At 48.8% G+C, this 25,561-nt stretch carries 31 protein-coding genes, 1 tRNA gene and 1 pseudogene; 11 read left to right on the top strand and 22 right to left on the bottom strand.

Annotated features, from left to right (window positions below; genetic code table 11):
- Positions 1-23 precede the first annotated feature (23 nt).
- On the top strand, positions 24-356 hold the full coding sequence (queD, locus tag H1A11_RS02715; RefSeq protein WP_005826426.1) for a 6-carboxytetrahydropterin synthase QueD: 333 nt from the start codon (positions 24-26) through the stop codon (positions 354-356).
- Positions 343-888: a radical SAM protein gene (locus H1A11_RS02720; RefSeq protein ID WP_117600677.1), complete on the top strand. Its 546-nt coding sequence runs from the start codon at positions 343-345 to the stop codon at positions 886-888. Before queD ends, H1A11_RS02720 begins: the two co-directional genes overlap by 14 nt.
- Before the next feature lie 57 nt (positions 889-945).
- Here H1A11_RS02720 and H1A11_RS02725 read toward each other — a convergent pair.
- The 6 genes and pseudogenes from H1A11_RS02725 to H1A11_RS02755 all read right to left on the bottom strand — a co-directional run bounded on the left by H1A11_RS02725 (position 946) and on the right by H1A11_RS02755 (position 5,770).
- Positions 946-1,018, bottom strand: a tRNA-Trp gene (locus H1A11_RS02725).
- A 75-nt stretch (positions 1,019-1,093) separates the two neighbouring features.
- Positions 1,094-1,669: a uracil-DNA glycosylase family protein gene (locus tag H1A11_RS02730; protein ID WP_117600757.1), complete on the bottom strand. Its 576-nt coding sequence runs from the start codon at positions 1,667-1,669 to the stop codon at positions 1,094-1,096.
- 54 nt (positions 1,670-1,723) lie between these two features.
- Positions 1,724-3,820, bottom strand: coding sequence for a KamA family radical SAM protein (locus H1A11_RS02735; protein WP_119961601.1), 2,097 nt, complete (start codon positions 3,818-3,820; stop codon positions 1,724-1,726).
- A 163-nt stretch (positions 3,821-3,983) separates the two neighbouring features.
- Entirely contained in the window at positions 3,984-4,610 is a 627-nt protein-coding gene (locus tag H1A11_RS02740; protein WP_005826441.1) for a hypothetical protein, read from the bottom strand.
- 86 nt (positions 4,611-4,696) lie between these two features.
- Positions 4,697-4,837: pseudogene (locus H1A11_RS02745) on the bottom strand (sodium:alanine symporter); the annotation flags it as partial.
- A 291-nt stretch (positions 4,838-5,128) separates the two neighbouring features.
- Positions 5,129-5,770 carry a helix-turn-helix domain-containing protein gene (locus tag H1A11_RS02755; protein ID WP_119961600.1) on the bottom strand — a complete coding sequence of 214 codons (642 nt, stop codon included), beginning with the start codon at positions 5,768-5,770 and terminating at the stop codon, positions 5,129-5,131.
- A gap of 149 nt (positions 5,771-5,919) precedes the next feature.
- Between H1A11_RS02755 and H1A11_RS02760 the strand changes: the two genes are divergently transcribed.
- The 3 genes from H1A11_RS02760 to H1A11_RS02770 all read left to right on the top strand — a co-directional run bounded on the left by H1A11_RS02760 (position 5,920) and on the right by H1A11_RS02770 (position 8,226).
- Positions 5,920-6,096, top strand: coding sequence for a histone H1 (locus H1A11_RS02760; protein WP_005826447.1), 177 nt, complete (start codon positions 5,920-5,922; stop codon positions 6,094-6,096).
- 94 nt (positions 6,097-6,190) lie between these two features.
- Positions 6,191-7,456: a putative DNA modification/repair radical SAM protein gene (locus tag H1A11_RS02765; RefSeq protein ID WP_119961643.1), complete on the top strand. Its 1,266-nt coding sequence runs from the start codon at positions 6,191-6,193 to the stop codon at positions 7,454-7,456.
- Positions 7,453-8,226 carry a TIGR03915 family putative DNA repair protein gene (locus H1A11_RS02770; RefSeq protein WP_117966192.1) on the top strand — a complete coding sequence of 258 codons (774 nt, stop codon included), beginning with the start codon at positions 7,453-7,455 and terminating at the stop codon, positions 8,224-8,226. Before H1A11_RS02765 ends, H1A11_RS02770 begins: the two co-directional genes overlap by 4 nt.
- An 83-nt stretch (positions 8,227-8,309) precedes the next feature.
- On the opposite strand, the gene H1A11_RS02775 is transcribed toward H1A11_RS02770, so the two are convergent.
- From H1A11_RS02775 to H1A11_RS02790, 4 genes are read right to left on the bottom strand one after another with little or no spacing between them, the layout of a single operon-like run.
- Positions 8,310-9,290: a lytic transglycosylase domain-containing protein gene (locus H1A11_RS02775; RefSeq protein ID WP_119961599.1), complete on the bottom strand. Its 981-nt coding sequence runs from the start codon at positions 9,288-9,290 to the stop codon at positions 8,310-8,312.
- Between the two features lie 42 nt (positions 9,291-9,332).
- On the bottom strand, positions 9,333-10,058 hold the full coding sequence (locus tag H1A11_RS02780) for an SDR family oxidoreductase (RefSeq protein ID WP_117966186.1): 726 nt from the start codon (positions 10,056-10,058) through the stop codon (positions 9,333-9,335).
- 12 nt (positions 10,059-10,070) lie between these two features.
- A complete protein-coding gene (locus H1A11_RS02785; RefSeq protein WP_117966183.1) occupies positions 10,071-10,481 on the bottom strand; it encodes a secondary thiamine-phosphate synthase enzyme YjbQ in 411 nt (136 codons plus the stop codon).
- Positions 10,482-10,484: 3 nt separating this feature from the next.
- The gene (locus tag H1A11_RS02790; RefSeq protein WP_119961598.1) at positions 10,485-12,377 is read right to left on the bottom strand and encodes a PAS domain-containing sensor histidine kinase; all 1,893 of its coding nucleotides are present in this window, start codon (positions 12,375-12,377) and stop codon (positions 10,485-10,487) included.
- Between the two features lie 212 nt (positions 12,378-12,589).
- On the opposite strand from H1A11_RS02790, the gene H1A11_RS02795 reads away from it, so the two are divergent.
- The 3 genes from H1A11_RS02795 to H1A11_RS18985 are packed head-to-tail and all read left to right on the top strand — an operon-like array spanning position 12,590 to position 14,032.
- Complete coding sequence (locus tag H1A11_RS02795) at positions 12,590-13,336, top strand: SGNH/GDSL hydrolase family protein (protein WP_117966178.1); 747 nt, start codon at positions 12,590-12,592, stop codon at positions 13,334-13,336.
- Positions 13,337-13,358: 22 nt separating this feature from the next.
- Complete coding sequence (locus H1A11_RS02800; RefSeq protein WP_005826461.1) at positions 13,359-13,823, top strand: MaoC family dehydratase; 465 nt, start codon at positions 13,359-13,361, stop codon at positions 13,821-13,823.
- A 2-nt stretch (positions 13,824-13,825) separates the two neighbouring features.
- Entirely contained in the window at positions 13,826-14,032 is a 207-nt protein-coding gene (locus tag H1A11_RS18985) for a hypothetical protein (RefSeq protein WP_009036627.1), read from the top strand.
- Here the strand turns inward: H1A11_RS18985 and H1A11_RS02805 are convergent.
- From H1A11_RS02805 to H1A11_RS02815, 3 genes are read right to left on the bottom strand one after another with little or no spacing between them, the layout of a single operon-like run.
- Positions 13,978-14,334, bottom strand: a complete 357-nt coding sequence (locus tag H1A11_RS02805) for a nitrous oxide-stimulated promoter family protein (RefSeq protein ID WP_117600686.1) — start codon at positions 14,332-14,334, stop codon at positions 13,978-13,980. The genes H1A11_RS18985 and H1A11_RS02805 overlap by 55 nt on opposite strands.
- Before the next feature lie 2 nt (positions 14,335-14,336).
- Positions 14,337-14,615 (bottom strand): zinc ribbon domain-containing protein, encoded by a 279-nt coding sequence (locus H1A11_RS02810; RefSeq protein WP_117600687.1) that lies wholly within the window; start codon positions 14,613-14,615, stop codon positions 14,337-14,339.
- 36 nt (positions 14,616-14,651) lie between these two features.
- Positions 14,652-15,110, bottom strand: coding sequence for a GNAT family N-acetyltransferase (locus tag H1A11_RS02815; RefSeq protein WP_005835863.1), 459 nt, complete (start codon positions 15,108-15,110; stop codon positions 14,652-14,654).
- 145 nt (positions 15,111-15,255) lie between these two features.
- Between H1A11_RS02815 and H1A11_RS02820 the strand changes: the two genes are divergently transcribed.
- From H1A11_RS02820 to nfo, 3 genes are read left to right on the top strand one after another with little or no spacing between them, the layout of a single operon-like run.
- A complete protein-coding gene (locus tag H1A11_RS02820) occupies positions 15,256-15,738 on the top strand; it encodes a PepSY-like domain-containing protein (RefSeq protein WP_005835865.1) in 483 nt (160 codons plus the stop codon).
- Between the two features lie 58 nt (positions 15,739-15,796).
- A complete protein-coding gene (locus H1A11_RS02825) occupies positions 15,797-16,114 on the top strand; it encodes an MGMT family protein (protein WP_005826471.1) in 318 nt (105 codons plus the stop codon).
- Positions 16,115-16,118: 4 nt separating this feature from the next.
- Positions 16,119-16,961, top strand: coding sequence for a deoxyribonuclease IV (gene nfo, locus H1A11_RS02830; RefSeq protein ID WP_005835868.1), 843 nt, complete (start codon positions 16,119-16,121; stop codon positions 16,959-16,961).
- Between the two features lie 4 nt (positions 16,962-16,965).
- On the opposite strand, the gene H1A11_RS02835 is transcribed toward nfo, so the two are convergent.
- From H1A11_RS02835 to H1A11_RS02875, 9 genes are all read right to left on the bottom strand, one after another.
- Positions 16,966-17,355: a VOC family protein gene (locus H1A11_RS02835; protein WP_117600690.1), complete on the bottom strand. Its 390-nt coding sequence runs from the start codon at positions 17,353-17,355 to the stop codon at positions 16,966-16,968.
- 71 nt (positions 17,356-17,426) lie between these two features.
- Entirely contained in the window at positions 17,427-19,055 is a 1,629-nt protein-coding gene (locus H1A11_RS02840) for an RluA family pseudouridine synthase (RefSeq protein WP_181757676.1), read from the bottom strand.
- 71 nt (positions 19,056-19,126) lie between these two features.
- Complete coding sequence (gene aat / locus H1A11_RS02845) at positions 19,127-19,777, bottom strand: leucyl/phenylalanyl-tRNA--protein transferase (protein WP_181757677.1); 651 nt, start codon at positions 19,775-19,777, stop codon at positions 19,127-19,129.
- A 4-nt stretch (positions 19,778-19,781) separates the two neighbouring features.
- A complete protein-coding gene (locus H1A11_RS02850) occupies positions 19,782-22,022 on the bottom strand; it encodes an AAA family ATPase (RefSeq protein ID WP_181757678.1) in 2,241 nt (746 codons plus the stop codon).
- Positions 22,023-22,034: 12 nt separating this feature from the next.
- On the bottom strand, positions 22,035-22,346 hold the full coding sequence (locus H1A11_RS02855) for an ATP-dependent Clp protease adaptor ClpS (RefSeq protein WP_181757679.1): 312 nt from the start codon (positions 22,344-22,346) through the stop codon (positions 22,035-22,037).
- A 32-nt stretch (positions 22,347-22,378) separates the two neighbouring features.
- Complete coding sequence (locus tag H1A11_RS02860; RefSeq protein WP_120130300.1) at positions 22,379-23,068, bottom strand: glycine zipper family protein; 690 nt, start codon at positions 23,066-23,068, stop codon at positions 22,379-22,381.
- 42 nt (positions 23,069-23,110) lie between these two features.
- Entirely contained in the window at positions 23,111-23,968 is an 858-nt protein-coding gene (locus H1A11_RS02865) for an SDR family NAD(P)-dependent oxidoreductase (protein ID WP_181757680.1), read from the bottom strand.
- 513 nt (positions 23,969-24,481) lie between these two features.
- Positions 24,482-24,916 (bottom strand): DUF6078 family protein, encoded by a 435-nt coding sequence (locus H1A11_RS02870; RefSeq protein ID WP_181757681.1) that lies wholly within the window; start codon positions 24,914-24,916, stop codon positions 24,482-24,484.
- Between the two features lie 160 nt (positions 24,917-25,076).
- On the bottom strand, positions 25,077-25,556 hold the full coding sequence (locus H1A11_RS02875) for a copper resistance protein NlpE N-terminal domain-containing protein (protein WP_117600695.1): 480 nt from the start codon (positions 25,554-25,556) through the stop codon (positions 25,077-25,079).
- Positions 25,557-25,561 lie beyond the last annotated feature (5 nt).

Below are 25,561 nucleotides of genomic sequence, written 5' to 3' on the forward strand. Positions count from 1 at the left end.
ATATTAATTAGCGTATTAACAATATGTACACAGTCATCAAACGCATGGAAGTGTCGGCTGCCCATAGCCTGAAACTTTCTTATCGCAGCAAGTGTGAGAATCTGCACGGTCACAACTGGATTATCACTGTCTATTGCCGTTCCAAAGAGCTGAATGCGGACGGAATGGTGGTAGACTTCAGTCACATCAAGCAGGTGGTAAAGGAACAGCTGGACCACCATAATCTTAATGAAGTGCTGTCCTTCAATCCCACAGCCGAGAACATAGCCCGTTGGATATGCGACCAGATACCCACTTGCTTCAAGGTAGAGGTGCAGGAGTCGGAATCAAACATTGCCGTCTATGAGGAAGATTAATGAGATATTCTACAGTTTGCAGGGAGAAGGATACCATACGGGTACCCCGGCTGTCTTTATCCGTTTTTCCGGTTGCAACCTGAAGTGCTCCTTCTGTGATACGCAGCATGAGGACGGCATACTGATGTCCGATGAAGATATCGTAACAGAAGTCAGTAAATACCCTGCCGCTACCGTGATATTGACCGGTGGAGAACCCTCCCTTTGGATTGACCGTGAATTTGTGGATTGTCTGCACCAGGCGGGAAAGTATGTCTGCATTGAAACAAACGGTACCCGTCCGCTGCCGGATAATATAGATTGGGTGACCTGTTCTCCCAAGCAGGGGGCAAAGCTGGAAATTACGCGTATGAATGAAGTGAAGGTAGTGTATGAAGGGCAGGATATTACTGTTTATGAGCAGCTGCCCGCCGGGCATTTCTTTCTTCAGCCTTGCTCTTGCAGCAATACGGCCGAAACGGTGGATTGCGTGATGAAGCATCCTAAGTGGAGGCTTAGTTTGCAGACACATAAGCTGATAGATATCCGGTAGGCATTTATAAAACGAATAATGGCTGTAAGCAATACTTACAGCCATTATTCGTTCATGCACGGGAGGAGAGGCTCGAACTCCCGACACCCGGTTTTGGAGACCGGTGCTCTACCAACTGAGCTACTCCCGTGTTTGCGGCTGCAAAGGTAATGCAAACTTTCAAATATGCAAGTAACGGACGTACTTATTTTCTAAAGAAAGTTGCTTACAACATCTGTAAGTCCTGATACATAATGCGATACGCTGCTGCTTTTTTTTCCAGAGCCAGCGGGTAGGCTCTCGAGGAAGAAGGCATCCGGTAGAGGCGCATCGGATGGTTTTCGAAAAGAAACTCCGTGAAGTCGCCTACTTTGGGCTTGTCGATGGAGAACTGCGTGCACAGTGTGTCCGTAGCCTTCTCGCCGGTAGTGACGATAGCCTTGCATTGCGGTATCCGGTGTAGCAGGGCAGGGACGTCCGTGGGTTGCACCACTTCCAGAAACTTATCCGAGGCATTGTCTTGCAGGCGCCGTATGGCAGAGGCTGTGTCGAACAAAGCAACACCCTTTTCCTGCAGGAAACTGATGAGACGTTCTTTGCAGAAAGCCTTCTTCGTTTTGTCTACAAAATAATCCTTGTCATTGAAGAAAAGGAACCCGGTAATCCTCCACATGTCATTGTTCCAGTTGGGGTAGTAAAACTCCATGGACCACCGCTTTTTCTGCGGAGGAAAGCTTCCCAGCATCAGCAGACGGGCGTTGCCGGGAAGGAAGGGTTCTAAAGGGTGTTGTTCTATTTCCATACTTTCCAATTTCATTGTTCTGCCTGCAAAAGTACGGAATATATCTTGGATATGCTATCCTGCAATGTCCTGATTGCTCATTCTGTCGGTGATTTGGAAGGGGAAATCAGGATATTCGTAGAGGCTGAACCGGGATTCCGTCTTGCCTTCCGTATAGTTCCAGATGGTGGCATATTCTTCGGCGTCTTCTCCCATGGCTTGCAGCTGACGGAGGTAGGAGGCTATGGACTTGTTTTCTACGATATATATTTGTCCCAGCTGGTCTATTATAGGGCTGTGGCGCCGGGTGCCGTCATGGTCGAACCGTAGGATGCGCTTGCCTTCGGGGGTGATGCCTACCATGTTGAAGGTCATGCTCTTGCCGATGGCGGGCAGATTGAGTACATTGCGGTCGGTGGCGAGGAAAGGCAGGTGGTGCGTTTTTAGGAAACGCCGGATGCAGGCTGCCGGGTCATGGACGGTTCCAAGCAGTACGGACAGATTATGGGCATCTTCCTTGGTCAGCTTCCCGAAGCGCTTTTCTTCCCGTTGCTCTTGTACGGAACGGCTGTTGGGAGTAAACACGGCATTGTTTTCTTCAAAACCTTTCACGGAGAAGGTGTAGTAGCAAACCACTCCCAACTGATTGAGCACTTGGCGCAGGCGGGTGGTATGCCCCCGGCGGGATGCAGCTACGTTGTATACCAGTTGGTTGTCAATGAGCCAGCCTGCCGCCAGCAGTTTGCGTATTCCTTCGGCAGCTTCCGGAGTGACTTCGAGCGGGGTTTGGAAATGTGTCTGGATAATGAACTGGCGGATGCCGATGGTAGACGCCTTTTCCTTGAATTCCCTTAGAATCTCCACCAGCCCGTCATTGATGCGCATGGGCAGGTAGGCGGGGAGGCGTGAGCCGAGGCGTACGCGTTGCAGCTCTGCATACTTTTCTCCTTCGGGCCGTTCCTGATTGGCTTTCCGCTTGCGGACTGCCATGCGGTAGACGGCATCCAGAATATTGCCCAGCGTCTTGTTTTGGCTCATCAGTGCGTCACCGCCGGTGATGAGAATGTCCCGTAGTTGCGTGTCTTCCTCAAAATAGGCCATCAGCCGGCGCAGCTTCTTTTCCCATGTCTCCTTGGGGCGCAGGGTGTCAAACTCAAAATTGAGCCGTTTGCTTTGAAAGTCGTACATACGCTGACAAGATGCGCAGAGTCCTCCGCAGGCGCGTCCCATGGTGTCGGGGATGAGGATGGCCACTTCCGGATAACGGCGGTGGATGTTATGCCCGTCGGGCAGCAGCCAGCCGGCGGCGTTGGGTTTACCTGGTTCTACGATATCCTCCCGTTCCCAGGCACGTATCTGTCCGTAGGTTTCCACCAGTTGGGGTGAATAGAGTATATAGCTGCGCAGGGCCTCGTCGTCGTATCCGCTGCCGGTGCAGTTCAGCAGTGACAGATAATAGGGGGTGGCGAAGAAAGGCATTCCCTTCTTACGGGCTTTTGAGAGCAGGTACATGGTTTCGGCAGAAAGGGAGTTGCCGAGAAGACGGTTTAGCTCCGTAGGGCTTTTGACGGCCATGGCAAGATGGAAACGGAAGTCATTCCACCATTCGCTGACGAGGTTGAACTTCTCCTCGTAGCTGAGTCCCTCTTCGAAATGGAAGCGGGAAGCCGGGGTCTTGCGGTGCTCAATCTTCTGCACCAGTGCATGCAGGATGCGTTCCTTGTTCTTTGCACGGATATGCTGCACGTCTTCATCCAGTCCGCTGGGCCAGCGTTCGGTCAGGGTTTTGATTTTCTGTGCGGAGGGCAGGGTGGGGGCTGGTTGGTGGAGGCGTTTGAACTGCTGGAACAAGTCGATGAACAGGTCCGTTTCCGTTTCCTCTTCCCATTGTCCCGTGAGGAAGGAATGCAGCATTGATAAAGTTGATATGGGCAGCTGTTCTCCGATGGAGAGCTCGTGTACTTCCTGCCCGTCAAATTCAATCAAGAGTCGAATTTGCTTACCGGCCTCGCTGTCCACTTCCGGATGTCCGGCAATGTACTCCGTCAGGTTGGCCTTGAAGGCTTCCGTATCGTCGCTTTGAACGGCGATGCTGACCAATTCAGGGAGTTCGTGCCGATAAAGTTGTTCCAGTTGTGAGAGAGTGAGTGCAAGCATTTTCTTTTGTTTCATAAGCGGTTGTTTTTTTGAAGTTAATATTTATGATGGTTGACGCGGGGTGCGTCCTTGTGTTCCGTGAGGGGAAAATGATTTCATTTGCTAAAAATAACAAAAAAAAGCGGGAAATTTCTTTCCCGCCTTCTTGTTTCTAAAGTTCTTTAGAATTCTTTTTCTTTTATTTCTCTTCGTTGGCTTTCTGTTTCGGTTCCTTTTTGGCCAGCATCACTACGTTGTAAACGTACTCGGTCATCCATTGTTCCGAATATCCCAGACGCTCTTTGTACTGGCGTACTGCCGCTGCCGTTTTGTGTACATCGTCCTTTTTCCATACGGTTTTTGTACAGACGTCGTGTACGGTTTTTTCGGTCATGCTGCGCAGTGCTCCCTTGAAGATGGAAGGCATGCGGAATTTCCACTGCATCAGGTTTCCCATCAGCATCATCAAGTCATTGGAGAAGCCTTGATACATAAAGAGATAACCTTGTACGTCGTTCTGCGTACGGCAGTGCTTCTTGACGGAAGTATCAATTTCCTTGAAGAAGTTTTCACTGATGCCGTAGTCCTGCATCAGCATCTTGCGCGAAGCGGCCTTTTCCGCTTGTCCCAGGCGGCCTCCCTGCGTGGGGATTTTGAACAGACGCTTGAAGTTGGCTACATCCGGCACAAAGCGGATATTGGTGATGCCCAGGTTGGCGGCTATTACAGACTGGAAGTAGACGCGTGTCAGTGACACGAAGTCTTCCACATTCTTCGAAGATACTTCTCCGGTATTCTTGTTGAATAGTTTGGCAAATAAACTCATATCAAATTACGAATTACTGATTACAAATTACAAGACCGCGGGTCATCCGGCGGTTCCGGCTGCAAAAGTACGAAATAAGTTGGTTATCACCAGCACTCTATGTCTTTTTCTACCTCTTTCAGGCGGTTCTTGGTGAAAACGGGGTCTTTGATACCGGCGCTTTTCTTTGTGCGGTAGTCTTCAAGCAGCCTGAAAGCGTATTTTCCGAGCAGGCTGATGGCAATAAGATATACTTTTCCTTGGCATCGCCTTTCCCGTCTGAGTCACCCAGCAGACGTACCATTTCCTTTATCATCCGGAACTGTACAAAGCGGGTTCTCAACGTAAACCATACGGTGCATCCCAATTTAGTAAAAAACTCACATAAAAAAAGTGCTATCCTCTGTCGTTATTCAAGGCTACCTCTGTCGTTAACAGAGATAGATACCTTGCAAGTTGATGATAACAACGTAGTATGCACTCGCATGCTGCAATTTGTACCATGGACAAATCTGGAAAACCTGACGGAATCTCCTTGCCTATTTCAGCCTGAAGTGAAATTTGTGTCCTTCAAACACCGGTTCCACTATGTCGTAACGAACAAACTTTGCCAGCAGATGTTCGGCGGCGCGTCGGGAAAGATGCGCCAGGCGGCAGTAACGGTTCAGTGAAAGGCGGTCGTTTTCTTCCAGCAGATTGAGCAACAGTTGTTCCCGTTCGGTATATTCTATCAGTTCTCCTTTCGGACTTCCGCTTTGCTGCCAGACGCGCAGATGGACGGGAGTAGCCAGGATGTTTTCATCCTTGATGCGGAGATAAGCCAAGTATTTTCCTGTTTCGTCCTTGGCATATACCGGCTTCCGGTCACTTTCCTCGATTTGTACCACCAGCACACTGCGGCCTTCCACCAGATAGGTCTGCATGGTGTAGCTCACTTCGGGGCTGCAATAAAGTCCGGCAGCCGCTTCTATCATATGTTGTTCTTCGTCCGAACGGACACCGGCAATTTTCCCGTTATCTTTCACTCCGATGAGCAGTTTTCCACCGTCTGTATTGGCAAAGGCTGAAAGGGTTTTGGCTATCTTGCGGGCGTCGGATATTTCGAACTTGAAATCCTGCTGTTGATGCTCTCCTTCGGCTATGAGAGCGTGTATATATTCGGTGTCAGTAAGCGTTTTCATGCTTGCAAAAGTAGATAAAAAACGCGTAAGAGCCCCTTTTTGCGGCGATTTTACCGAATATTTCAAAAAAAATATCGTTTTTCTGCATTTATTTCAAGAAAGAATGTATTTTTGCCAGACATTATTAACGAAGTAATTTGAAAAGGATTATGAAAGAATTAGTTGAAAAAGTAGCTGCATTGTATGCAGACTTCTCAAAAGATGCAAATGCTCAGTTGGAAAACGGTAACAAGGCAGCAGGAACTCGCGCTCGTAAGGCTTCTTTGGAAATCGAAAAAGCTATGAAGGAATTCCGCAAAGCATCTTTGGAAGCTTCTAAGAAGTAAGAAAAAAAGCATATTTGATGCTGCGAAAGACTGCCACTGCTGGCGGTCTTTTTTGTTTTTGAAAAGTATTATTGCTACTTTTGACGCAGGTATTATGAATGAAAACGTTCTCAATAAATTGAAGATACTGGCAGAGTCGGCAAAGTATGACGTCTCTTGTTCCTCCAGTGGTACGGTGCGCTCCGGCAAGGCGGGTATGCTAGGGAACACTGTGGGTGGTTGGGGTATCTGTCACAGCTTTGCCGAGGACGGCCGTTGCATTTCCCTGCTTAAAGTGATGCTTACCAATTATTGCATCTACGACTGCGCCTACTGCATCAACCGCCGCAGCAACGACCTGCCGCGTGCCACGCTGTCGGTGACCGAGCTTGTGAACTTCACCATGGAGTTTTATCGCCGCAACTACATCGAAGGGCTTTTCCTGAGCAGTGGGGTGGTGCGCAATCCCGATTACACGATGGAGCGTCTGGTGCGTGTCGCCAAGGACCTCCGTACTATCCATCGTTTCAACGGATATATCCATCTGAAAAGCATTCCCGGCGCCAGCCGCGAACTGGTGAACGAGGCGGGGCTTTATGCCGACCGTCTCAGCGTCAATGTAGAAATACCGAAAGAGGAGAATCTGAAACTGCTTGCGCCGGAGAAAGACCATAAGAGTGTATATGCGCCGATGCGCTACATCCAGCAAGGGGTGCTGGAAAGTTCGGAAGAACGCAAGAAACACCGCCACGCTCCCCGTTTCGCTCCTGCCGGACAAAGCACACAGATGATAGTAGGCGCTACCGCCGAGACGGACAAGGATATTCTGTATCTTTCGTCAGCTCTCTACAAGGGGCCTACGATGCGGCGTGTCTACTATTCGGGCTATATTTCCGTCAATACTTACGATAAGCGCCTGCCGGCATTGAAACAGCCCCCTTTGGTGCGCGAAAACCGCCTTTACCAAGCTGACTGGCTGATGCGCTTCTATCAGTTCAAGGTGGAGGAAATAGTGGATGATGCCTATCCTGACCTTGATTTGGAGGTTGACCCCAAGCTGTCCTGGGCTTTGCGCCATCCCGAGCAGTTTCCGATTGATGTGAACAAGGCGGATTATGAGATGTTGCTCCGCGTGCCGGGCATCGGCGTGAAGTCTGCACGGCTGATAGTGGCTTCCCGGCGTTTCTCCAAGATAGGTTTCTACCAATTGAAGAAGATAGGGGTGGTGATGAAGAAGGCACAGTATTTCATTACCTGCTGTGAGTTGCCTATGCACACGGTCAACGAACTGACCCCACAGGGGGTACGCAGTCTGCTGCTGCCCAAGCCTGACCGTAAGAAGGTGGATGAGAGACAGTTGGTACTTAATTTTGAGGAATGAATATTTTTCTGTATGACCATACGTTTGAGGGATTGCTGACTTCCGTGTTCGAAGCCTATTCCCGCCGTACCTTTCCCGATGCGCTGCTTCAGGAAGGAGAGCCGCTTCCTTTGTTCTACGACGGGCTGTTTACCGTGGTGACCGATGAGGAGAAGGCTGGTCGTGTCTGGCGGGGATTGCAGAAGAAGCTGTCGTCTACGGCACTTGCTTGTCTGGCCCAGTGCTGGCTGGCCGAGGAGCCGGAAACTCCCATGCTCCTTTTCCGCTATATTCGCAAGGCAATAGATGCTCCTCGTTCCATTGAAACAAACTTTGCCGACCTTGATGTGCTGGAGTTCTCCCGTATGTGGAAGCGGGTGGATTGGGAGCGTATACGCCTGCTTCAGTTTGTCCGTTTCCAGAAAGCTGCAGACGGTACTTTCTTTGCGGCTGTCGAGCCCGAGAAGAATGCCCTTCCCCTGGTGACGGAGCATTTCAAGGACCGTTTTTCCGACCAGCGTTGGCTGATTTATGACATCAAACGCGCCTATGGATACTATTACGACTTGAAGGAGGTGCGCCAAGTGACTTTTGGTGAGGACAGCCGCGAAGGGCATCTTGTCACCGGCATGCTCGACGAAAGTCTGATGGACAAAGACGAACGGCTTTTCCAATCTCTCTGGAAAACCTATTTTAAGGCAATCTGCATCAAGGAACGCCTCAATCCCCGGAAGCACAAGCAGGACATGCCCGTGCGCTATTGGAAATATCTGACGGAGAAACAAGTTTAATGAAGAATAAGGAATGAAGAATGAAGAAATTAGCCGCGCTGTGGTACCGAATGGTAATTCTTCATTCCTCATCCTTCATCCTTTTAGTTGATAACCCAGTGCTTGTCGTGGGGTACTGTTTTCTTGGGGTCGTAATGCATTCCGTCCTGCGTAGGTATCTTCAGTGTATAAGTACGTCCGCTTTTATTCATCAGCGAGGTGGCTCGCAGCCAGGGGTTGGCATCTTTCAGTTGGGCATAGGTGATGCCTTTCCCTTTGGCGAACTGTGCCAGGTTGGCAATGCCCGTTGTGACGGTCACTTCCGTGTAGGGGATGGGCGGATAAAGATGTTCCCGTTTCAACAGAAAACCGTACTGTTGCGGATTGCTGATGACGGCTTTGGCTGCCAGCAGGCGAAACATGTAGCGTGAAGTTTCTTCTACCAGCCATAAGTCGACAGCCTGGTCTACCATTTGCTTCTGTAGCTGTGTGGAGATGCGTCCTTGCCCGGCATTGTAGGCAGCGGCTACGCACAGCCAGTTCCCGTATTTCTGATAGGCATCTTTCAGGTACTTGCAGGCTGCTTTGGTCTCTTTCTCGATATGGTATCGTTCGTCGATGTTGCTGTTCACCTCCAGTCCGAATTCGCGTCCGGTGGCAGGCATGAACTGCCATAGGCCGGCGGCACCCGCAGGCGATTTGGCAAGCGGGTTCAGGTTGCTTTCTATCACAGCGAGGTACTTGAAGTCATCGGGAAGGCCGTTGGCTTTTAGTATAGGCTCTATGACGGGGAAGTAGCGGTTGGCACGCTTCACCATGAACATGGTGGTGGAGTGCATGTAGGTGAAGGACATCAGTTCGCGGTCCATACGTTCGCGGTGGTCGTAGCGAAGCAGGTCAATAGCTTGTCCGGCAAAAGTGATCTTGTCCGGTACGCTGGGGGAGGTTACGCAGTAGGGAACTTCGGATTTCACGGAATCGCGTTCGGGATTCAGCGTACTGCTGCCTGCGAGGAAGGGGAGGCTGGAACCAGCGCACAGTGCAATGGCAGCGGTAAGCACGATATATTTTGAGTTTTTCTTCATGTCTGTATGCCTATTTCTGTTTGGAGACGTGAAGATACGAAATCAATTCGTTATAGGCAACCTTTCCCATAGCCATCGTGGAATCATACGCCAAAAAAACACCACTACCCGGTAGCGTCCGTCAATGACAACTACCCGTCTCTTTTCTCTTAAAGCCTTGATTATGTGCTGTGCTACACGGTCTGCTTTCATCAGCATCGGGTATTTTCCGCTTTTCAGTAAATCGGTGGCAACAAATCCCGGACGGATGTCGGTGAAGTGTATATCAAGATGCTGCATCCGGGCAAGTTGTGCCAGCGCTTCGATATAGGTATTCTGGAAGCGTTTGGTGGCAGAGTAGGCCGGTGCAACGCCCAGTCCTTTGGTACCTGCAATGGAGCTGATGACGGCAATATGCCCGGAGCCTCTTGTCTTGAAATAGTTGAAGGCGGCAGTCACCATGCGGGTAAATCCCTCTACATTGGTACGTGCCGTGTTCAGTTCGATGTCCGGTTGTAAGTCCCGGTTTTGATGTCCCACGCCGGAACTGAGGAAAAACAAGTCCATGCCTCCCAGCTTTTCTATCAGGTTATGGAGGTGTAGGGGCGCGGTCTCTTCCGTAACGTCCAGTTGTTCCGTGACTATCCGGTCGGGTGCGGTGGCTTGCAGAGCATGCAATGCCTCTTTCCTTCTGCCGGCAATGCCTATATGCCAGCCTTGCTGTACAAGTATCCTGGCTACTTCTTGTCCGATGCCTGAAGTGGCACCGATGATGATGGCTTTCTGCATGATGATAGGGGATTATCCGATGACGGTTGCTACAATTCTTCTTCCTCCGCCCCGATTGCGGAACTCGCAGAGATAGATGCCTTGCCAGATACCCATGTTCAGACGCCCATTGGTGATGGGGATGGTGAGGCTGGTTCCGCTGAGGGTTGCCTTGGCATGGGCGGGCATATCGTCATCGCCTTCGCATGTATGTTGGTAATAAGGTTCTCGTTCTTTTACGAGGCGGTTGAAGATGGCTTCCATATCTGTCTGTACGTCAGGGTCTGCATTCTCGTTGATGGTGAGGCCTGCGCTTGTATGCTTGATGAACAGATGCAGGATTCCGGCAGGCGGAAGCGGCGGAAGGTTGCGTATAATCTCCTCTGTCACCAGGTGAAAGCCACGTCGGCGAGGGGTCAGGGTAAATTCTTTCTGTGTGGTCATAAATCATTGTTTTTTGTTTGTTGTTAGGAATGGCCTTGTCCGGCAGGGCAGTTCCACGGTGAATGTGCTTCCCACTCTCATTGTCGAATTTACGGTAATCACTCCGTTCATTTTCTCAACGATGGATTTGCAGATGGAGAGTCCTAATCCGGCACCTTGGGCAAAGGAGTCCACCTTTTCGAACCGTTCGAATATCATTCCCAGTTTGTCGGGGGGAATACCGCATCCAGTATCGGAAACACTGATTCTTATGCCGTCTGTGTCCGTTTCGTAGTACACTTCGATATGTCCCTGCACGGTGTTTTTTAGTGCATTCGATATGAAGTTGTTCAGTATCTGTTTGATGCGCATAGGGTCGTGCTCTATCTGGCCGGGGGCTGTCGGATGCCTGGCAAAGAGTTTCACTTTTGCCGGAACGTTCCGTTCGTACTCGGTAATACTTTCCTCGATGAGTTCTGCCGGATTGAACCATTCGGAATGGAGCTCTATATGTCCGGCCTCTATCTTGGAAAGGTCCAGAACGTCGTTGATTAGTTTGAGCAACAGTTGGTTGTTGTGGTTTATCAAAGAGATGTACTGTTCCCTTTCCTGCTCGTTTTCCACATAGTGCAGCAGGCTGGAGAAACCGATAATCGCATTTAGCGGCGTGCGGATTTCATGGCTCATATTGGCAAGGAAAGCGGATTTCAGCCGGTCTGCCTCTTCGGCCTTTTCCTTGGCTTGTATCAGCATTGCTTCCGTCTTCTTTAATTGGGTGATGTCATAATTGATGCAGATAATCTCTATGATGTTCTGTTCAGGCATGTAGCGTTCTACAATGATGTTGACGTGGGTCCACATGAAAGAACCGTCTTCTTTAAGAACACGTACTTCCCGGCTGAGCTTGTGTGCCAGTCCTCTCTTTACGTTCTGTAGGAAGTCAAGCATGATAGTACGGTCGTCTGGGTGGAGATGATTGTAGGTTCCGATGATTTCGGACAACGGTGTTTCTGTTTTCTCACCCAAGTTCTTGTACCAGCTGCGTTGGGCATAGCCTTGCTCATTAAGAAGGTCATAATTGGCATATCCCACTTTGGCATAGTCACCTATAAGCTCAAAGTGGCTCTCGAACTCTTGTATTTTGTTGTAAGCGACGGTCGTTTCCGTTTTGTCTGCGTTGATTAGCAGATAGTTGGTCAGGTTGTGATTATCGTCGTAAAGGCTTGTGACTTTGGTTACAAGGTCTATGGTGCCCGTCTTCTTCTGTGTCTTGTAGTAATTGCCTATTTTAGAGAAGTCATACCGGAAAGTGAAGTCTGCATTTTCATGTTTTCTTAACTTACTTTTCATCTCTTCCGGGAAAATCGGATTCTCGAAAATATTGATTCCAAGTAGATCTTCTTTCTGTTTGAGATGGAACATTTCCTGCTCTTTGTCATTCATATCTATCAATATTCCCTCTCGGTTATAGAGCTCAATTCCTACCGGAAGATATTTATAAATATTATGGAGGAGACGGTTACGCTCTTGTAAGGCTTGGGATGCCGATGACATGTCGGGACCGTCTTGTGTTTCGGCAATGCCGTAGATTTTGACATTATCGTTTTCGTCGGTTCTCTGTAGGCATACCTTGCTTCTTATCCACGTTGGACCCTCTACTGTGTTGAGCAGATATACAGTCTCTTGTGCCTGCCGGATATTGTTGAAGGAATGTGTGGTAGTATGCCGTTGTTCCTCTTTCAAAATACGTTTGTTGAAATCTTTAAAGCTGATGGTTCCATTCTCATCCAGTCCCAGCAACCGGGAGATATATCCGGAGCAAATGTAGCTTTCGGTCTTTAAATCAGCTTCCCACCATCCCATATTGGCATTGGTCATCATTGCTGACAGTAAGTCATAATCAAATTTAGAATTCATACCGGAATCTTTAATAGTGGTGTTTTTGTTCTGTCACAACAATTAAGATATTGACAAAGATACATTATTTCCAAATTAATATGTGATGAACGGAAATAAAAATAAGGGTTATATGTGTTTTGGGGAAATGGGAAAAAGGTACCCGAGTTTTTGTACTTGCCGGAATAAGACGTATATTTGTTGCAATTTTTACATCTTAACAAGAAAATGCCATGAAGCGTATTGGACTCTTTGTAATAGTTTTTTTCTGCATATCACTCTTACTCCATGCAAGCGGCCCGCGTGTCTTGTTTATCGGAGATTCTATCACGGACGGTAACTGGGGGAATGCCTGTGGGATGCCCAAACCGACTGCGGAGCGAAGTCTTTGGGATATGAACCATATTTATGGTAGCGGCTATATGTATTTGTGTGCAAGTCATTATCAAGGAGATTTCCCGGAAAAGGAATATGCTTTTTTTAATCGTGGCATCAGTGGAAACACTCTCAGGGATTTGGAGAAACGCTGGGAAGAGGATGTCATTGGAATGAAACCGGATGTGCTTTCCGTCTTGGTGGGGACAAACGATGTACATTACTATCTGCAGGGTGACAAAAAAGAGCCTTTTGATTTTGAAGGATGGGAGAAATGTTACCGTTCCTTGCTTGACCGTTCTTTGCAGGTCAATCCGGAATTGAAGATAGTGCTGGGCGCTCCTTTTGTTGCCAATGTCGGCAATATGCGCAAGAGTGGGGATTTTGCAGAACGTGACAGTCTGGTACGTCGCTGTGCCGCCATCGTAGAGAGGATAGCGAAAGACTATCAGACGGTATTTCTTCCTTATAATGCGATGTTCGATGAAATTCTCGGCACTGCTCCGGCTTCTCAAGGCACCTATTGGATTTGGGACGGTATCCACCCCACTCCTGCAGGGCATAAACGAATGGCTGATATGTGGATAAAGCGCGTGAATTTATAATTTATCAATAAAATAGAGAGTAATGGAAAAAGTGATTATCAACTCGTACGAGGATTTTGAAAAGCTGGTAGGCCAGCAAATCGGTGTTTCGGAATATGTAGAGCTTCCTCAGGAGCGTATCAATCTGTTTGCTGATGCGACATTGGACCATCAATGGATACATGTCGATACGGAACGTGCCAAAGTGGAAAGCCCTTTTAAGAGCACCATTGCACATGGGTATCTCACCTTGTCCATGTTGCCATATCTGTGGAATCAGATTATTGAAGTGAACAACCTGAAGATGATGATTAATTATGGTATGGACAAGATGAAGTTCGGTCAGGCGGTATTGTCCGGACAGAGCATCCGTCTGGTTGCCCATTTACAATCTCTGTCGAATCTGCGCGGCGTGGCAAAGGCGGAAATAAAGTTTGCCATCGAGATACAAGGTGAAAAGAAGAAGGCACTGGAAGGGGTAGCTATATTTTTGTATTATTTCAATTGATTATGCGTAAGATGGTATGCCCTCAATGCAAAGTGGGGGCATTTTTTGTGATGAATGGACAAGGTGAGCGCCTGCCGGTCTATATCTCTGACAAAGGCGAGATTGTGCCTAAAGACAGCACCTCTTCATTGGAAGGATACGACCTGGATACGGTTTATTGTTTGTGCTGTTCCTGGCGCGGGACTCCGAAGCGTTTGGTGAGATACTGATGGACATACTCCTGCCACAAATGGCAGAGTGCCGCTACGGGATGATATAACAGCATCCGTGGTCCGGCATACCGCATGACTTCACGCATCCGTTCTTTCATTTTGGGCTTGTAGCAGTGAATGCTGCATTGCCTGCAGGTGGATTTATTCTCACCGAAAGGACAGCGTGAAAGACGAGTGCGGGCATACCCCAGCAGTTCCTCGCATTGGGGACACAATTGCTTGTTACCTTCCTTTTTCCGGCAGTAGAGGCGGACCATCCGTTCTACTGTCCGTTTTTCCTGCTCGATACGGGACGGCATGTTTATTGTTTGGACTGCCAGCGTTTCAAGGTCGGGAAGAATTCTTTCATACCGGCAATGGCTTCCTCTTTAGTGAAATTCATTCCGGAATTCTTGTTGAATTCGTCGGTGAACTGTGCACAGTGTTCTATCATTTCGTCCATAGTGCAGTCTTGTGCAAAATTGCCGTGCTGGTAGCAATAGGTGCAATATTCCTCGTTGAGGCTACCGTCGGCATTGGTTCCGAGTACTTCTGCAGATGACAAGGGCATTCCGCAGCTTTGGCAAAGTTTAGCTTCCATAATGTGTGGAGTTAAGTGATATGCAAATATAGGATATTATTTTGGTTGAAGCGTCCTTTTCAGATAAATCATGTCTTTCAGTTGCTTGCCTCCTTCAAATATGGGGTGGTCGTAATTATCGATAAAGAAATCGGGTACCCGGTGTGAGTATGCAAATCCGCAGCTTTCATAGAAGGGGATGGTTAGCGGACTGTCTCCAGTGCCGACAAGCATAGTATGGCACCGGTCTTTATAATGTTCAAGAACGAATGCTATCAGTTGTCTTCCATATCCCTGGCGCTGGTATTCCGGATAGACAGCTATGCTCTTTATTTCGTAGATTCCTTTATCCTCGCAGGTGATTACACAAGACGCTTTGACTGTATCATTATCGGATAGGATGAACATCTCTCCCCGTTCCAGATAACGGTCAATCATGGACTCTTGTTCGTCGGCAAGCAGCAGCAGGTCAAGATATTGCTTTTTGTTGCCGGATATGGGATGTATTCTTATCATATTTCTGAATTTCTGGTGTGAAGTTAGTCATTTTCTATTGAATTACAATGGATATCTCTTTTTAACTGTTGAATGGTTGAGAGTTGCCGGTGAACAAAATCTGCCATACGCCGTTCTTCTCATAATATGATAATCTGATGAAGTTATGAGTAAGTTGAAATTCTCTTTTCTGGTTTTGATGCTGATGGTATCAGTCTCGGCTTCTGCCGATTGGGCACCTGCTGATGTACAAGCTGCACTGAAGAAAATGTATCCTACGGCAGATGATGTTGCCTGGTCGCATGATGAATCTTATTATGTGGCAGATTTCCTGATGAACGGTTTTGATACGAAAGTCTGGTTTGACGGGCAGGCGCAATGGGTAATGCAACAGACGGACTGGGAGACAATGGACGAAGTGCCCCCTGCCGTTTACAATGCTTTTGCCGCCAGTGAATATTCCGGAGGGATGGTGCAGAATGTCACTTGGGTACAGTTTCCCAAATGGCAGTCCATCGTGGCGGTAGAGGTAGGGATGGCAAATCTCCAGACGAAATATCAGATATTGTTTACCCCGACGGGCGAAATCATCCGTGCCCGTAATGTCACCTATACATACAATCCGCTCGGCGCAGCCACTTTCTTGTAACGTCTGTTCGCATACCTGCTGAATTTATCATATCTTTGCCTTCCCAAACCAGACTTTTATGGACAAAGACACTTTTCAGCAGGAGGTTTATAATGTAGTGGCCGCAATCCCTCCGGGGCGGGTGGTGACGTACGGACAGATAGCCTATCTTGTCGGAAGACCTCAATGTTCGCGCATGGTGGGACATGCTATGCACGATGTGCCCGACGGCATGTGTTTGCCCTGCCATCGGGTAGTGAACAGCCAGGGCAGGCTGGCACCGTGCTGGGCGGAACAGCGGGCTTTGCTGGAGGCAGAGGGCGTGACGTTCAGAAAGAATGGGTGTGTGGACATGAAAAAATGCCAGTGGGAATTCATGAAAGAGCAAATACAATAAGATTATGAAATTTATAGGTGCACATGTATCGGCCAGTGGGGGAGTGGAAGCGGCTCCCGTCAATGCCAGTGAGATAGGGGCAAATGCTTTTGCCTTGTTTACCAAGAACCAGCGTCAGTGGGTGGCAAGGCCGCTGACGGAGGAGAGTATCAGGGTGTTTAAGGAAAATTGCGGGAAGCTTGGCTTCGATTCCCGCTATATCCTGCCTCACGACAGTTATCTGATAAATTTAGGGCATCCCGAAGAAGAAGGGTTACAGAAAAGCCGTGCCGCTTTTCTGGATGAGATGCAGCGCTGCGAACAATTAGGGCTGAAGTTACTGAATTTTCATCCGGGCAGCCATCTGAATAAGATTTCCGTGGAAGAGTGTCTGGACAAGGTCGCTGAATCCATTAATCTTATATTGGGCAAGACGCACGATGTGGTGGCTGTCATAGAGAACACAGCCGGGCAGGGTAGCAATGTGGGAAACGAGTTCTGGCAGCTGGGACATATCATTGACCGGGTGGATGACAAGTCTCGCGTTGGAGTTTGCCTTGATACCTGCCACACGTATACAGCAGGCTATGATATAGTGAATGAGTATGACAAGGTGTTTGAGGAGTTTGACACAGCGGTAGGTTTCGGCTATCTGCGCGGTATACACCTGAATGACTCCAAGAAAGCACTCGGCTCCAGAGTAGACCGTCACGACAGCATCGGCAAGGGGCTGATAGGTATGGATTTCTTCCGGCGCTTTATGCAAGATGTGCGTTTTGACGGTATACCTATTATTTTGGAGACGCCCGATGAATCGCTTTGGGCAGAGGAGATAAAACTGTTGAGAAGCTTTGTCTCCTCTGATTGAGAGACTATGCCCTGAATACACATTCTATACGGTTGCCGTCCGGGTCGAGGACGACACTTTCAAAATATCCGTCGCCGGAGGTACGGGGCTCTCCTGCGATGGTATATCCCGCTGTGCGTAGCCGTTCTGTCTGTCGGAGGACAGCTTTCTGGCTGTCGAAGGCAAAGGCAAAGTGGGTCAGTCCCAGTCTGTTTTCCTCAATAGGGGTATTCTGTATGTCTGTACGGCTCATCAGTTCCAAATCCGTTCCTTCATCGAAGTGAAGGAAATAAGATTCGAATCCTTTTTGGGGGTTGATGTACTTTTCATTGCTGCTCCCGTTGAAGTAACAGGTGTAGAACTCTTTCATCTCTTCCAGTCGGAAGGTCCAGATGGCGATATGATGTATTCTCATGAGTCTGATTATTATGGTTTATAGGATCATCATTTATTGTATTACTTTGCTGATTATAAATCAGCAGACGGTCAGAATTCGGCTTCTTTGGTAATCTTTAGGGTTTCTCCCGTGATAGGATGGGTAAATTCCAAATACTCGGCATGCAGATAAAGCCGTTCTGCTTTCTTCCCGTAAAGTTCATCACCGATGATGGGGCAGTGCAAGCCAAGCGGGTGTGCTGCATGTATACGTAGCTGATGGGTTCTTCCCGTGCGCGGATAGAAAGCGATACGGGTCCGCTTTCCGTCCAGACGTTCCAGAACTTGATAATCGGTGATGGCGGGCTTCCCGTGTTCGGTGTGTACCATTTGCCGTGGGCGGTCAAGTGGATTCAGGCAAAGCGGGAGGTCGACCGTACCTTTGTCCTCTGGGACGATACCTTCGAGCAGTGCGACATAACGTTTCCTGACCAGGCGGTTCTTGAATTGGGCTTGAAGGTTCTGGTGTACGCGCTTGCTCTTGGCAATGAGCATTAAACCGGAAGTGCCCATGTCGAGACGATGTACCGTCAGGGGACCGTCAGCTTCGGGATATTGCCTGCGCATCAGGCTATAGACGGAGACTGCATCTTCCTTGCCGGGAACAGACAGCATTCCTGCTGGTTTGTTGATGACCGAAAGCCATGGGTCCTCATAAACAATCTCCAAATTTTGGGAGGGTACCTGCATTCTTTTCAACATGGGGTTTTCCTCTACTTGTAGACCTTGCAGCATGTGTTGCAGTATAGGTTCGCACTTTCCTTTGCAAGCCGGATAATAGTGGCCGTGATGGCGTATCTCTGTCTTGGGGGAATCACCCCACCAGAACTCGGCCATGGCAATAGGTTTCCATCCGTGCAGATAAGCTTGTTGCAGCAGTTTGGGGGCTGCGCATTCACCCGCACCGGCAGGAGGTGTCTTGTGCACGGTCTGCCCGAATATCTCACAGAGATTCTTGACTTCTCCCCGGTAGTTCAGCATCCCGAACTGTTCGAATAGCTTTTGCTGCAATGCTGCAGAGCGGGTTTTACGTTCAGACTTCAATGCTGAAATCCGTCTTTCCCAGTCTTCTGTCTGCGTTTGTAGTGTGGTAATCCTTGCTTTCCATGAACGTTCCAGACGTTTATATTCCGCCTTTTGGAACTGGCTTTCCCGTATCAGTTCGGCTTCTTCCTGCGCATTGAGTTCTTTTTCTTTTCTGCGCTGTTCTCTGGCTGTTTTGGCTTCTTTCAACTGTGCTTTGGCTGTTGCCAGTATGTCTTCTGCCAACCGGATGGTTCGGGCAAACTCTGCTGATAAGGCAGCATATGCTTTGTCATTTTCCAGTTGCCGGATGTTGCGGTTGATGGAAGATATGTTCTCTTCTTCTATCTTGAAAAAGCCTTGTGGCTGTAGCAAGTCATATACGGGAGGAACAAAAAAGGGGTGTAGGTTCTTTCCGGCCAATATGCCTGAGAATGCGGCTAAATATCCGGTTTCTCCATGCTCGGTCTGTACAATCAGCACCCCGAACATTTTGCCTTGGCGCAGTTCGTCCTTCCATGCAGTTTGTCGGGTAAGATAGCTTTGTACTTCTTTGGCTGCCAATATACATAATGGGTGCGGAGTATAGCAGAAAGGATAGGTGAACCTTTCCGGAAGCGGAATGTCGGTTATGGAAGTAGTAAAACGGTGCAACATGATGTTGCAAAGATACTACTTTTCTCTTATAACGGCCGTTTGTACTGTAAATCTTTCTTTCGTTATTATTTTTAGAAGCGGTAGTCTTGTTCGATGTATGTCATATATTCGTCGTAACTGATGTGCCTGCCTCCCATTGTCTTGAGGTGAGGAGTTTCGAACTGGCAATCTATCATGACGCCTCCATGTTCCCTGAAGAATTGAGCAAGATGGATGAGGGCCAGCTTCGAGGCGCTGGGAACGAGTGAGAACATACTCTCTCCAAAGAAGCAACGTCCCAGGGTCACTCCGTACAGCCCACCGACCAATTGCTCTTCTTCCCACACTTCCACGCTGGCGGCGAAGCCTTGTTCGTGCAGGTGCGTATAGGCTTCCATCATCTTCCTTCCGAGCCAGGCCCCTTCTTGTTCCATCCGCAATTCTCCGCAGGTTTGTATGACGTCTTCGAAAGCTTCGTTAAAGGTGATCTCGTACTTTCCTTTGTTGATGAGCGTACGCATGGAGTGGGAGATATGGATTTCGTCTGGAAAGATGACAAAGCGGTCCATCGGGCACCACCATTGTATCAATTCTTCTCGAAATGCGTACCAGGGGAATATACCGTTGGAGTACGCCAGGATGAGGCGGTCGATAGAGAGGTCACCGCCCACGGCGAGCAACCCGTCGGGATCACCGTAGTGAGGATCGGGGAAAGCAAGTTTATCCGTCAGTTGAAAGACCATATCGTTATTCGGTTGTGGGTTGTAGTTTCAATGCTCCGTTTTCCACTTGTACGGATACTTTTCCTCCCGCCTTCAGTGTGCCGAACAGAATTTCTCGCATCAATAGAGGCTTCAAGTGCGAGGCTATCACGCGGTCCATCTTCCGGGCGCCGTATTCGGGGATAAAGCCCCGTTGGAGCAGCCATTCGTGTGCTTCCTGGCTCAATTCCATTTCCACCTGACGGGAGGACAGTTTGCTGCCCAGTTCTCCGAGTTTCTTGTCAAGGATAAGTGATGCCATCGGGCGGTCCATGTCATGGAAGACCACCGTGGCAGAGAGGCGGTTGATGAATTCGGGCTTAAAGGTTTTCTTGACTTGTTTCAGCATGGCTTCTCCGGCGGTGACCTGACTGTTGAAGCCGATGGACGCTTGGCGGGCATATTGTGCTCCGGCATTGGAGGTCATGATGAGGACCACGTGGCGGCAGTCGGCTTTCCGCCCTTTGTTATCGGTCAGTACGGCATAGTCCATTACTTGCAGCAGGATGTTGAATACGTCGGGATGCGCTTTTTCTATTTCGTCGAGCAGCAACACGCAGTTTGGGGTCTTGCGTATGGCGTCGGTCAGCAGGCCGCCGTCCTCGTAACCCACGTAGCCGGCAGGCGAGCCAATCAGTTTGGCTACGGTATGCTTTTCGGTATATTCACTCATGTCGAAACGTTGCAGGGCGATGCCCAGCTCGGCGGCGAGCACTTTGGCAACCTCGGTCTTTCCTACTCCGGTGGGGCCTACAAAGAGCAGGCTTGCCATCGGTTTGTTTTCGTCCAGCAGCCCGGCTTTGGACATTTGCACAGCTTCCACCACCTGACGGACGGCTTCTTCCTGCCCGTAGATGCGGGAGCTGATGCGTTCGTGCAGGCTTTCCAAGGCGGTGGTGTCCTCCTCTTTCATGGCGAGGGCATTGACTTTGCAGGTACGTGCCAGTATGTCGGTTATCAGTGCCTTGTCCACGGTCTGTTCTCCGGAGTCTGCGGGATGTATTTCCCGGTAAGCTCCTGCTTCGTCCACCAGGTCGATGGCTTTGTCGGGCAGGAAACGGTCGCTGATGTAGCGGGCGCTTGCCTTTACGGCGTAGGGGATGACGTCGGGCTCGTAGGTGACGCCGTGGTAGGTTTCGTATTTCTCTTTCAGGCCTTCTACGATATGTATGGCTTCTTCAATGCTCGGTTCCAGTATGTCTATCTGCTGGAAGCGGCGTACCAGTCCCTTGCTGCGTGCGAAGTAGCGGTTGTACTCGTCGTAGGTGGTGGAACCGATGAAACGTATTGCCCCGGTTTCCAGATAGGGTTTCAGCATGTTGGAGGCATCCATGGAGCCTTCACCCGTGCGTCCGGCGCCTATCAGGTTGTGTATCTCGTCGATGTAGACGATGGCATTTCCCTCACGACCGATGCCTTCCATGATACTTTTCAGCCGCTTCTCGAAATCGCCGCGATATTGTGTGCCTGCCAGTAGACTGCCCAAGTCCAGCTCATAAATGCGGAAGCCGGCAAGCCGTTCGGGGACGTTGCCCGCTTCGATACGGGCGGCAAGCCCATAGGCAAGGGCTGTTTTGCCTACACCGGGTTCGCCCACATGCAACGGGTTGTTCTTTTCTTTGCGGCAGAGCACTTGTATGGTTCGCTCCAACTCCATCTCCCTGCCGATAAGCGGGTTGTGGTCTGCCAGGCGGTCGTTGAGGCAGGTCACGTAGTTACGCCATGGTTCTGTTTTCTCTTGTTCATCGGGGGATTGTACACCGCCTGCTTCTTCTGCCAGCTCCGCTTCTTCGTAGTGGGTAATGAGCAGACTGAGGAATTCGGGCAGGTCGCCGCCGACTGCTTCCTTTAGAAAATGGCATGCCCAGGAATCTTCCAGTTGCAGCAAGCCTTGTATCAGATGGGGAACACCCAGCTCTTCGGCGCTGGAATACTCTGTCACCATATAGGCATGTTGCAGGAGTGAACTGAGCTGGACGGAAAGTCCCAACTCGTATTCCACATTGTCGGGGATAGTTTCCACTTCTTCCGTCAGATAGTTTTCCAGTGAGATGCTGAGCTCCACATAATTGTAGAAGGTATCTTGCAGGGTGTTGATAAAGGGTTCCTGTTCCAGAATGGCGCTCAGCAGATGTTCGGGCATGATGAACTCGTGCCGGTAAGACTCGGCTTTTCTTTGTGCGGAAGCGAATGCTTGGTTTACGAATATCGTATTTTTTATATCCATATTGTTTCTTTCTTATTCTTCTTCCTCCGGGGTGACGGTGAGCCGGAGGGGGAAACCTTCATTGCGTGCCATGCGGGTGGTTTTCTGTACTTTGGAGTGGGCGATGTCGTATGAGTAGATGCCCACTACCGCGGAGTTGCTCTTGTGCACCTGCAGCATCAGTGTTTCCGCTTCTGCCGATGATTTGTAAAAGACGGTGGTGAGTACTTTTACCACAAACTCCATGGTGGTGAAGTCATCATTGTAGATGGTGACTTTGAAGCGTTGGGGTTCCCGTAATTCTATGCGTTCTTTTTCTTTGAAAGAAGATTGCTGTTGTTCCATTTCTTTTTAAAAACTACTGTTAAGACATTGTTCTACCGTTGTGTGGGCAACGAAAACTCCTGCCAGTCATATTCGTCCCCATACTCGTCGGCTATGGCTATGCGTATGGTGACGTTACCCGTCTTTATCCGTTCTCCGGCACTGATGTTGGCGGTGTATTTCACACCGTTGTGCGGAGTTATTTGCTCTATCATGACCGACGGTGATATGTAAATGCGCTTCATGCCCGTGGTTTCCGCCACCACCGGCACTACGTTGTAGGCTGTTTTGTTTCCTTCGTTCATGATTTCAAAAATCACTTTACAGTTTTCGCCCGAATTGATGACGTGGTCGCGGCTGTTGTCAATGAAACGTATATTCCGTATCCTCAAGTGGTCGATGGCCGATGCTTGCGGCTGTCTTCCGGATTGCGGGGGATAGGGCTGTGTCCTTTCTATCCGGTAGCTGTACTCCTCCTGCTTTTGGGGGGCTGTGGCTGCATTGGCAATGGCAGCTCCCGCAATGGTCCCTATGATGGTGCCGATGGCAGAACCCCGGTATCCTCCTCGCCAGCCTCCGTTACTGTCACCTATCAGCCCGCCGATGGCACCGCCTACATTGCTTCCGATGGCAGCTCCTGCAAGCACTGCGTTAGGGTCGCCTGCAGCCATCTGGCTTGTGCCGCATCCGCTGAGGATGATGGTTGCTGCCAGGATTCCTATAAAAGACTTTTTCATGTTCATATCCTATAATTATTATGTTGGGCAGATTGTTTTATAAAAGGGCTATTCCCAGTAAATCATCTTTTTGGTCATGCCTCCGTCAATGGTTATGTTTTCGCCATTGATGAAGTCGTTTTCGTCTTGGCATAGGAATACGCACATACGGGCAATATCTTCCGGTTTGCCAACCCGTCCGGAGGGGTGTTGCGAATGGTCTTCTGCTCGTAATTGTTCATAATCGTGTGTCTGAATCCAGCCCGGAGAGATGGAGTTGACCGTGATGTGCCACTCTGCAAGCGATAAAGCCAACGCATGCGTCAATGAATAGATACCTCCTTTGGAAGCTGCATATCCTTCACTGCCCGGTTCACTCATCAGATAGCGGGTAGAACAGAGATTAATGATTCTTCCGTAGGTATTCGTGCTGTTTTGACTTTTGCGGTGTACTGTCAACGCATGTGAAGTAATGAACACCGGACGTAAATTCACAGACAATATTTTATCGAACGTCTCCACACTTGTTTCTGTGATGGGAGAGAATTCACTAATGCCGGCATTGTTTATAATGATGTCAATATCCCCCCATTCCTTGAAAATATTTTGCAAGCACAGTTCCAATGCTTCTTTGCTGTTTAGGTCGACGGGATAGAATTGTGCTCCGGTGGCTTGGGCGGTTTGCTGCCCTTTCATTTCATTCTTGTCACAAAAGGCTACTTGGTAATTAAGCTTGCAGAAGGCTTCTACAATGGCTTTGCCAATACCCCCGGCACCTCCGGTAACGAAAACTTTCTTTCCGCCTTTTTTGAGGGGAAGTGTCGGCTTATGTAGCGTTTGTACCTTGCCGGATTTTTTCGCTTTCTCCCAAGCTGCTTTGCGTGCCTGGTATTGCTCGTACTGATTTTCAAGATAATTATCGGCCATATATGTTTCCGGTTTTATTGTTTAACTACGGCGTGTGTCACTTCGTACCCGATGACTACTGCCAGTCCGTTCTGTTTCTTCATGTCATTTTTATTTTATCGGGTTTTCTGATACAAAGGTAGGGAAAGTATTGGATATGTTATTCTATTTTTCCTAACTTCTTCAGTTGGAAGAGGATAGAGCCAGTGTTTCTTCGTCACACAATGCATTGTTTCCTTCTGCACCCTCTTCGACCTCATTCTATGTATCTGCAATATCCTCTCGAACGCGTTTAAGTGGTTTTCCTAAGGAGAACTGTTTGTTTCAATATGGAGAACAGTTTGTTCCATTATGGCAAACAGTTTGTTCCGTTAAAGAAAACAGTTCGTTTTATTGAGTGCGAACATTCTGTTTTATAGTATGTGAACACTTTGTTTCTTACTGTTGTAACAAAGTGTTCACCGTTGTGAACTAAAGTGTTATCTATATTTTCAGTGATAAAATGACATGAAAAGGGGGCTGAAGATTACCTTTCTACCATTTGTATTCCTCGCTGTAAGAGTCGAAAGCCGGTTCTCCCGGAATGTTGTATTGGTGGAAAGTTCTGCGGATATAGTTCTGGTCTTCGGGGGAAAGGTAAGATTCTTCCCGGTAGAAGCGGTAGTATTTTCCGCGGCCGAAATGGGCTATCAACCGGCTTTTCAGAGGTTGGAGATTCTTGTAGGGAACTTCATCGAGCAAGTGGCTGATTCCCCATGCAACATGTATCTTTTGTGTCGATTGGAAATAGGCGCATTGACTGCTCTCCTCTGGAATGCACAGTGGATTGATGATGCGGATGGACGGGTACTCGGGGGTATCGCGAAGGGCAGCTAAGCGATGCAGGCAGTTGTCGGCTTTCGGGCATTGGTTGTTGAAACAGCGTGAGTAGTTGGCAGGTGCTAAAGGTTTTTCGGAAGAATGTTTCATGTTTATATATACTTTGATGAAGCTACAAAGATAATACTAACTTTTTGATATAGCCTTCTGTTCTCTTGTTTGAAATGCCTCTTCATTGAAAAAACAGTAGCCGGAACCACTGAATCCAGTAATTCCGGCTATACCGTTCTTTCTTATAAGCAAGGATGGACTATTTCACCTGGATGATGTCATAATTCAAGTCACTCACCGCCTCTTGCAGGCTGTCGTTGACAAGGCGCAAGGTAGTGTCGTTCACTACTACGAAGTACACCGGAGTGTCGCCGTCGTCTGGAGTCAGTTTAATGGCTGTTTTCTTCTTGTTATTGACGTCTTTCTGGATAACTTCTTTCTTTCCTTTGGAAGTAAAGCTTTTGTTCTTTCCGGGGCCTTCGGCATCCAAATAAGTTGTTACCAACGTATAACCGCTTTCTCCATCAGGACCTACGCTGTCCACGCTCAATACATACTGGATGCCCGGACCGTCGGCAGCAGGAAGAATTCCCTCGTATACGGCTACGGCAGACGAGTCATTGCCGGCAACTGCCATTACCCCTTCGTCCACGGCAACAGCATCATTGTTCTGGGTTCCTTTTGATTGGCAGGATACCAATGCAGCGGCAAAGGCTGCAATCATCATTACTTTTTTCATTGCTT

It is taken from the genome of Bacteroides sp. CACC 737 (assembly GCF_013874375.1).
Taxonomy (GTDB): domain Bacteria; phylum Bacteroidota; class Bacteroidia; order Bacteroidales; family Bacteroidaceae; genus Bacteroides; species Bacteroides uniformis.